Source organism: Pseudarthrobacter sulfonivorans (assembly GCF_024391045.1).
In the GTDB taxonomy this organism is placed as follows: Bacteria; Actinomycetota; Actinomycetes; order Actinomycetales; family Micrococcaceae; genus Arthrobacter; species Arthrobacter sulfonivorans_B.
The window spans coordinates 1-626 of the sequence record NZ_JANFCZ010000060.1 but is presented as its reverse complement, the minus strand read 5'-3'; the positions used below and the strand labels follow the sequence as shown (position 1 = coordinate 626).

1 protein-coding gene is annotated in these 626 nt (G+C 65.0%); it reads right to left on the bottom strand.

Going from position 1 to position 626, the window contains the following annotated elements; all coding sequences use genetic code 11:
• The coding region (gene fbaA / locus NQJ30_RS18855; RefSeq protein ID WP_255771847.1) for a class II fructose-bisphosphate aldolase at window positions 1-626 on the bottom strand (626 nt) is incomplete at both ends.

Here is a 626-nt window from a genome sequence, read left to right as displayed (position 1 = left end):
TTTCCGGCGGAGCCGAGCTGCTTGGTTGCTTCCACCACGCGGGCGGCCAGGCCGGCCTCGGCGGAAGCGCCCCAGACGCGCGGATCGTAGGTCTTCTTGTTGCCCACCTCGCCGTCGACCTTCAGCACGCCGTCGTAGTTGCGGAACATGTGGTCCGCCACCGGCCGCGTGTACGCGTACTGGGTGTCAGTGTCGATGTTCATCTTGATGGTGCCGTAGGACACAGCATCGGCGATTTCCTGGTCCGAGGAACCCGAACCGCCGTGGAACACCAGGTCAAACGGGCTGTCCTTGCCGATCTTCGCCCCCACCTGGGCCTGGATGTCCTTCAGGATCTCCGGACGGAGCTTCACCCCGCCAGGCTTGTACACACCGTGCACGTTACCGAAGGTCAGGGCCGTGATGTAGCGGCCGTTCTCGCCGGAACCCAGGGCGTCGATGGTGGCCAGGGCGTCCTCGACCGTGGTGTAGAGCTTGTCGTTGATGGCGTTCTCCACGCCGTCTTCCTCACCGCCCACGGTGCCGATCTCCACCTCAAGGATCATCTTGGCGGCGGCGGTACGGGCCAGCAGCTCACGGGCAATGCGCAGGTTTTCCTGCAGGGTCTCGGCGGAGCCGTCCCACAT